Origin of the sequence: Trebonia sp. (assembly GCF_049794275.1) — a bacterium.
Taxonomy (GTDB): Bacteria; Actinomycetota; Actinomycetes; order Streptosporangiales; family Streptosporangiaceae; genus Trebonia.
Map to the genome: position 1 here is coordinate 1 of NZ_JBARCR010001207.1, position 6538 is coordinate 6538.

Sequence of the window (6538 nt, forward strand, 5' to 3'; positions counted from 1 at the left end):
GGCCCGCGCTGGCCGCCGAGGCGCTGGACTTCGCCAGGCAGGCCGCCGGCCAGGCCGCCAGCCAGGCCGCCAGCCAAGGCCCCAGTCAGGCGCCGCGGCCCAGACGCGCCTTACGACGGCCAGGCCGGCAGCACGCTCACGTCGGCGACCGCGTCCGGCAGCCGCCGCATCGCCGTGATGCGCCGCTCGGCGAGCTTGGCCGGATGCCCGGTGAGGTCGCGGTCCACCCAGATCGAGCGCACGCCCATCCGGGCGGCGGGCAGGATGTCGTGCACCCAGCTGTTCGCGACGTGGATCCAGTTGGCCTGGGTCGCCCCCGTGAGCTCCGCGAACCGGCGGAAATGCCCGAGGTCGGGCTTGTACGACCGCACCTGCTCCGCGGTCACCACCACGTCGAAGGCGGCCGGCAGCCGCGGCGCCGTCGTCGCGAACAGGTCGTCGTCGCAGTTGGTCAGGATCGCGAGCCGCCAGCCCGCCTCCACCAGGGCGGTCAGCGCGGGACCCGCGTCGTCGAATACGGTCATCGTCGGCCACGCCGCCACGAGGGCGCCGGCCTCCGGGCCGGGCAGCGGGACCCCGGCGCGGCGCGCGGCCAGCGCCAGCCCGTCAGTGAGCACGTCACGGTACGCCCGCCACGGCCCGGCCTCGAAGATCAGTTCCGCCTGATGGTAGGCGGTCAGCAGCATAGCCGCGTGATCGCCCGCGACCGGTTCCAGGGCCTGCCGCATGCACGTGTTCCAGTCGGCGATCGTGCCGTAGCAGTCGAAAGTCAGCCACCTGTCCCCGCCCATTTCCCAAACCTCCAAAAAAGGCAATCGCGTTAACAGCTCTTGACCTGCGAAACGTCTGAAGCTGGGATGGTCGTTACAAAGACCGGCGCGGACGCGGCCACGCGACCGCGCGACCCGGGGCGAGGAGGCATTCGGCATGGCCGATGACGAGTTCCGTTACCTCAGCGGATTCGGCAACGAGTTCGCCACCGAGGCCGTCGACGGCGCCCTGCCGCGGCACCGCAACTCGCCGCAGCAGGCGCCCCAGGGCCTGTACGCCGAGCAGCTCAGCGGCACCGCGTTCACTCAGCCCAGAGCCGTCAACAGGAGAACCTGGGTGTACCGGATCCTGCCGAGCGCGAAACACCCGGCCTTCCGCAGGATCCCTAGCGGGACCCTAAAGTCCACTCCGTTCGACGAGATCGAGCCGGACCCGAACCGGCTGCGCTGGAACGCGCTGCCGCTGCCGGCCGAGGACCACCCGCGCGACTTCATCGACGGCCTGTACACCGTCGGCGGCAACGGCGACAGCAGAACCCGGGGCGGTATGGCCGTGCACGTGTACGCCGCGAACAAGGACATGCGCGACCGCTACTTCACCGACGCGGACGGCGAGCTATTGTTCGTCCCCGAGCTCAACGCCGTCGACCTGCACACCGAGCTCGGCTCGCTGCGCGTCAGTCCCGGCGAGATCGCCGTGATCCCGCGCGGCATCAGGTTCCGCGTCGAGCTGCCGGACAAGCCCGCCCGCGGCTACCTGTGCGAGAACTTCGGCGCCGCCTTCACGCTGCCGGAACGCGGCCCGATCGGCGCCAACGGCCTGGCCAGCGAGCGGGACTTCCTGACCCCGCACGCCGCGTTCGAAGAACGCGAGGCCGCCACGGTCGTGCAGAAGTTCGGCGGCAACCTCTGGGCCGCCGACTACGACCACTCGCCGCTGGACGTGGTCGCCTGGCACGGCGACTACGTGCCGTACAAGTACGACCTGGCCACGTTCATGGTCATCGGCACGATCAGCTTCGACCACCCCGACCCGTCGATCTTCACCGTGCTGACCAGCCAGAGCGACACCGAAGGCCTCGCCAACGTGGACTTCGTGATCTTCCCGCCGCGCTGGCTGGTCGGCGAGGACACGTTCCGCCCGCCGTGGTTCCACCGCAACGTCATGTCCGAGTTCATGGGCCTGGTCAAGGGCACCTATGACGCCAAGGCAGAAGGCTTCGAACCGGGCGGCGGCAGCCTGCACAACACGTTCGCGAGCCACGGCCCGGACGCCGAGACCTACGCGCGCGCCTCGACCCAGGAGCTCACGCCGCAGAAGCTCGACGAGACGCTCGCGTTCATGTTCGAAAGCCGCTGGACGATCATCCCGACGCTGCAGGCCGTGCAGGCCGGCCACCGGCAGCGGGATTACGACGACGTGTGGTCTGGATTGTCGCGAAATTTCCGCTAGGTTACGTGCCATGGGTGGCTCGCACGTCACGGTCGGATCCGGGGACCATCACGTCCTCGCCCTGCACGGCTGGTTCGGCTCCGCGCGCGGCTGGGGCTACCTCCCCGAGTACCTGAACACCGCCGATTTCACCTACGTGTTCCCCGATCTGCGCGGTTACGGGTCGCGCCGCGGGGAGCCAGGCGCGTACACGATGGCCGAGGCCGCCGCCGACGCGATCGCCCTGGCCGACGACCTCGGCTGGGACCGGTTCTCGCTGGTCGGGCACTCGATGAGCGGCGTCGCGATCCAGCACGTGCTGCTGCAGGCGCCGCACCGGATCCGCCGGCTCATCGGCGTGGCGCCCGTCCCGGCCAGCGGCCTGCCGCTCGGCGAGCACGAATGGGCGCTGTTCACCGGCGCCGCCGCCAGCAGGGAAAACCGGGAGGTGATCGTCAACTTCGCCACCGGGAGCCGGCTCACCCCGGCCTTCGTCGACGTCATCGTGCGGCACTCGCTGGACAATTCCGATGCCGAGGCCTTCGCCGGCTACCTGCCGACCTGGGCGCGCGCCGACATCATCGCCCAGGTCAAGGGCGCCGAGCTGCCGGTCAAGGTCATCACCGGCGAGTACGACCCGACCCAGCCCGCCGAGTTCATGGAGCAGACCTGGCTGCAGGTGTACCCGAACTCCGAGCTCGAGGTGCTGCGCGGCACCGGCCACTACCCGATGTTCGAGACCCCGGTCGCCCTCGCCGTCTCTATCGAAGAGTTCCTTGCCCGCGGATAAAAGAGAAGAGATTTATCCCGAACGGGCCCGTGGTGACTCTCGCCGCGAACCCTAGAAATCCGCCACGACGGGGATGATCTCGCTGCCGATGAATTCCACCGGGCTGACGTCCCACACGTTCACCACGCCCCCGATCGCCGCGTCGAAGCCGAGCCCGGCGAGCGTGCCGAGGTCGTCGATGATCCGCTGCGCGCCATGGGACGTGTTGAACGCGTAGTAGACCGTCTTGTAGATCGTGTCGTAGTCGCGGCCGACGGCCTCGCAGTGCTGCCGCAGCACGTCGAGCTTGCGGGCCTCGTCCCGGCCGGCGAACACGTTGCACGCGTCGGCGTACCTGGCGACGAGCCGCAGCGTCTTCTTCTCCCCGCCGCCGCCGATCATGATCGGCGGGTGCGGCCTGGACAGCGACTGCGGCGAGTTGAGCGGCCGCTCGAGCTGGTAGTGCTTGCCGTGGTACGGCGACTCGTCGCCATGCCACATCTGCAGGCAGACCTGCAGGGCCTCCTCGAGGCGCTCGAAGCGCTCGGCGACCGGCGGGAACGGAATGCCGAGGCCACGGGACTCCTGCTCGTTCCAGGCCGCGCCGATGCCCAGCCAGGCCCGCCCCTTCGACAGCACGTCAAGCGTGGTGACGATCTTCGCCAGCATGCCGGGTTCCCGGTACACCGTGCCGGTGATCACCGTGAGCAGCGCGGCCCGCGACGTGCAGGCGGCCAGGTAGCCCAGCGTCGTGTACGCCTCGAGCATCTCCCGCTCGGCCGGGCCGACGGCCGGGATCTGGAAGAAGTGGTCCATGACGGCGATGTACTCGAACCCCGCGTCGTCCGCGGTCCTGGCCACCGTGGCCAGCTCAGCACCCAGCCGCTCGGGCCCGCGCGGGGTGCTGAAGTCCGGAATCTGCAAGCCGATCTTCATCGTCGGTTACCTCCAAGCTCAGCCTCTCACGTGAGGTGAGCGTTATCGCTTGCGGCCCACCGCGCCCCACACGGACGACGTGCCTGCGGGGTCGCCTGGCTCGGGGCGCCATTCCTCGACCCGTACCAGCCTGGGCGCCACGAGGTCAGTGCCGGCGAAGAACCGCGCCACCTGCTCACCGCTGCGGAACGTGAAGTCCTGCTGGATCATCTGGTCCGCCAGGTTGTCGAGGCCGCTTCGCGTCTCCGGGTCGATGAGGTCCGCCGCTATATGCGAGATCGCGAGGTGGCTGCCGGGCGGCAGGGCGCGCATGAGGCTGGCGACGATCGCGTGCGGGTCGTCGGAATCCGGTATCGCGTGCAAGATCGCGATCAGCGTGACCGCCACCGGCTTGCTGAAGTCCAGCAGCTCAGCGGCCCGGCCGAGGATCGCGGGAGTGTCGCGCAGGTCGGCGTGGATGTAGTCGGTGGCGCCCGGCCCGCCGCTGGTCAGCAGGGCGCGGGCGTGCGCGAGCACGATCGGGTCGTAGTCGACGTAGACGACCCGGCTTTCCGGCGCGATCTCCTGGGCGACCTGGTGGGTGTTGCCCGCCGTCGGGATGCCGGTGCCGATGTCGAGGAACTGCCGTATCCCCGCCTGGCCGGCCAGGTAGCGGACGGCGCGCCCGAGGAACGCCCGGTTGGCGCGCGCGTTGAACGCCATCTCCGGATAGATCGTGAGCACGGCCTCGGAAGCCGCCCGGTCGGCGGCGTAGTTGTCCTTGCCGCCGAGCAGGTAGTCGTAGATCCGGGCCTGATGCGCCACGCTGGTGTCGAATCCCGGGGTTCTGGTCATGTCTCCCTGGCAACCTGCTCGATGAAGCGTGTCGTGTCGTCCGGTGTCAGCGCCTCGCCGCTGACCTCGTCGACGACCTCCAGGTACTGCTCGACGTCCGAGCGCTGGTCCAGGTAGATGGCGCCGGTGAGCTGCTCGAGGTACACCACGTCGGGCAGGTCGCGCTCCTCGAAGCGCAGCACGGTGAACGACCCGCTCTCCGCGGCGTGACGGCCACGGGAGAACGGGACCACCTGCAGCGTCACGTGCGGCATCGCCCCCATCTTGACGAGGTGCCTGAGCTGGGCGCGCATCACCGCCGGCCCGCCCACGGGCCGCCGCAGCACCGCCTCGTCCATGACCGACCAGATCCTTGGCGGCTTCTGCCTGGCGTGCAGGGCCTGGCGGCTGAGGCGCAGCCGGACCCAGTCTTCGATCTCACCGGCGGGCGCGCCCTTGCGCCCGGGCCTGGTGACGGCCCGCGCGTAATCCTCGGTCTGGAACAAGCCGTGCACGAACTGGATCTCGAAGCTGCGGATGGTCGACGCGGCGGACTCGAGCCCGAGGTAAGCCTCGAACCACCCGGGCAGGATGTCGTTGTACTTGGCCCACCAGTCCGGTGTATTGGACTGCCTGACGAGCGCCAGGACCTTCTCCAGCACATCCTCGTCGGTTACGCCGTACAGGGTGAGCAGGTCTTGGACGTCACGGCCCTTGAGCCCGACCCGGCCGGTTTCCAGCCGGCTGACCTTGGACCGCGACGCCCGGATCTCGAAGCCGGCTTGCTCGGGCGTGATCCCAGCGGCCTCACGGAGCCGGCGAAGCTGGCCGCCGAGCATCATGCGCAGCACCGTCGCCTCGACCGGGGTGTCGTCCAGACCGGAAAACGGCTGCTCGCCGTCCGGTTCCTCAGTATTCATCACCGCTCCGATGCCGATGGACCGGCACTCCGCGTCCCGGCGTCGAGGCCAGGCAGCCCAAAGCATATTGCCACTCGCAAAGCATTGCCAATTGAGCGAATAACCGCGAAGAAATGCGCGCCGCGATCCCCGGCGGCAAACCAGAAAAGCGCAGGCTATGAATCCGCGTGCACAGTGAATCCGGGTGCACAGTGAATCCGGGTGCACAGTGAATCTGCGCGCACAGTGAATCTGCGTACACAGTGAATCTGCGTACACAGGGCGAATGCGATCGCGGGCAGCGCGCGGCGCCGCCGGGGTCGTTCCCGGTGCTCTGCCCCGTCGCGCTCCACTAGTGTCAGGTGCACAATCGACAGGCTTTCCTGACCCCGGAGGGTGCCTCATGGCCGCCACGCGCGCCGATCTCATCGTCGTGGGGGCCGGCCTCGCGGGCTCGGCCGCCGCCTGGGCGGCGGCCGAGCGGGGGATGGACGTCGTGGTGCTCGAGGCGTTCCAGCCGGGACACCGGAACGGCAGCTCGCACGGCAGCGCCCGGATCTTCCGCCGGGCGTACCCGGACCCGCTGTACGTGCGGCTGACCGGCCGGGCGGGGATCTTGTGGCGGCAGCTCGAAGCCGACGCGGGGGAGTCGCTGCTGCAGCGAACCGGCGGCCTCGACTTCGGCGCCCGCCGGGATCCGAAGCAACTCCACGCGGTGCTGACCGACTGCGGCGTGCCCGCCGAGCTGCTGGCACCCGCGGCGGCCGCCGAACGCTGGCCGTACGTCGACTTCACCGGCGCCGGCCAGGTCATGTACCACGAAGAAGCCGGCGTGCTCGACCCCGACCGCGCGATGGCCGCGATGCTCCGGCTGGCCGCCGCGCGCGGCGCCGTCGTCAGGTTCGGGACGCCGGTGACG

7 protein-coding genes are annotated in these 6538 nt (G+C 69.6%); 3 read left to right on the plus strand and 4 right to left on the minus strand.

Annotated elements, in window-relative coordinates; translation table 11 throughout:
• Positions 1 to 110: 110 nt before the first annotated feature.
• Positions 111 to 791, minus strand: coding sequence for an HAD hydrolase-like protein (locus WA805_RS29705; protein WP_422324906.1), 681 nt, complete (start codon positions 789 to 791; stop codon positions 111 to 113).
• Between the two features lie 136 nt (positions 792 to 927).
• On the opposite strand from WA805_RS29705, the gene hmgA reads away from it, so the two are divergent.
• Both hmgA and WA805_RS29715 read left to right on the plus strand, forming a co-directional pair.
• On the plus strand, positions 928 to 2223 hold the full coding sequence (gene hmgA, locus WA805_RS29710; RefSeq protein WP_422288892.1) for a homogentisate 1,2-dioxygenase: 1296 nt from the start codon (positions 928 to 930) through the stop codon (positions 2221 to 2223).
• Positions 2224 to 2233: 10 nt separating this feature from the next.
• The gene (locus tag WA805_RS29715; protein ID WP_422272965.1) at positions 2234 to 2992 is read left to right on the plus strand and encodes an alpha/beta fold hydrolase; all 759 of its coding nucleotides are present in this window, start codon (positions 2234 to 2236) and stop codon (positions 2990 to 2992) included.
• 51 nt (positions 2993 to 3043) lie between these two features.
• On the opposite strand, the gene WA805_RS29720 is transcribed toward WA805_RS29715, so the two are convergent.
• From WA805_RS29720 to WA805_RS29730, 3 genes are read right to left on the minus strand one after another with little or no spacing between them, the layout of a single operon-like run.
• Entirely contained in the window at positions 3044 to 3907 is an 864-nt protein-coding gene (locus WA805_RS29720) for an LLM class F420-dependent oxidoreductase (RefSeq protein WP_422288891.1), read from the minus strand.
• A gap of 42 nt (positions 3908 to 3949) precedes the next feature.
• The gene (locus WA805_RS29725; RefSeq protein WP_422272961.1) at positions 3950 to 4741 is read right to left on the minus strand and encodes an SAM-dependent methyltransferase; all 792 of its coding nucleotides are present in this window, start codon (positions 4739 to 4741) and stop codon (positions 3950 to 3952) included.
• Positions 4738 to 5640 (minus strand): helix-turn-helix domain-containing protein, encoded by a 903-nt coding sequence (locus WA805_RS29730; protein WP_422288888.1) that lies wholly within the window; start codon positions 5638 to 5640, stop codon positions 4738 to 4740. The genes WA805_RS29725 and WA805_RS29730 overlap by 4 nt, the downstream gene beginning before the upstream one ends.
• Positions 5641 to 6022: 382 nt before the next feature.
• On the opposite strand from WA805_RS29730, the gene WA805_RS29735 reads away from it, so the two are divergent.
• A partial coding sequence (locus tag WA805_RS29735; RefSeq protein ID WP_425243980.1) for an FAD-dependent oxidoreductase occupies positions 6023 to 6538 on the plus strand: 516 nt, incomplete at its 3' end.

Bases quoted from the DNA above. Each gene is read 5' to 3' on its own strand.
- WA805_RS29705 (WP_422324906.1), bottom strand. From the start codon at position 791: ATGGGCGGGGACAGGTGGCTGACTTTCGACTGCTACGGCACGATCGCC.
- hmgA (WP_422288892.1), top strand. From the start codon at position 928: ATGGCCGATGACGAGTTCCGTTACCTCAGCGGATTCGGCAACGAGTTC.
- WA805_RS29715 (WP_422272965.1), top strand. From the start codon at position 2,234: ATGGGTGGCTCGCACGTCACGGTCGGATCCGGGGACCATCACGTCCTC.
- WA805_RS29720 (WP_422288891.1), bottom strand. From the start codon at position 3,907: ATGAAGATCGGCTTGCAGATTCCGGACTTCAGCACCCCGCGCGGGCCC.
- WA805_RS29725 (WP_422272961.1), bottom strand. From the start codon at position 4,741: ATGACCAGAACCCCGGGATTCGACACCAGCGTGGCGCATCAGGCCCGG.
- WA805_RS29730 (WP_422288888.1), bottom strand. From the start codon at position 5,640: ATGAATACTGAGGAACCGGACGGCGAGCAGCCGTTTTCCGGTCTGGAC.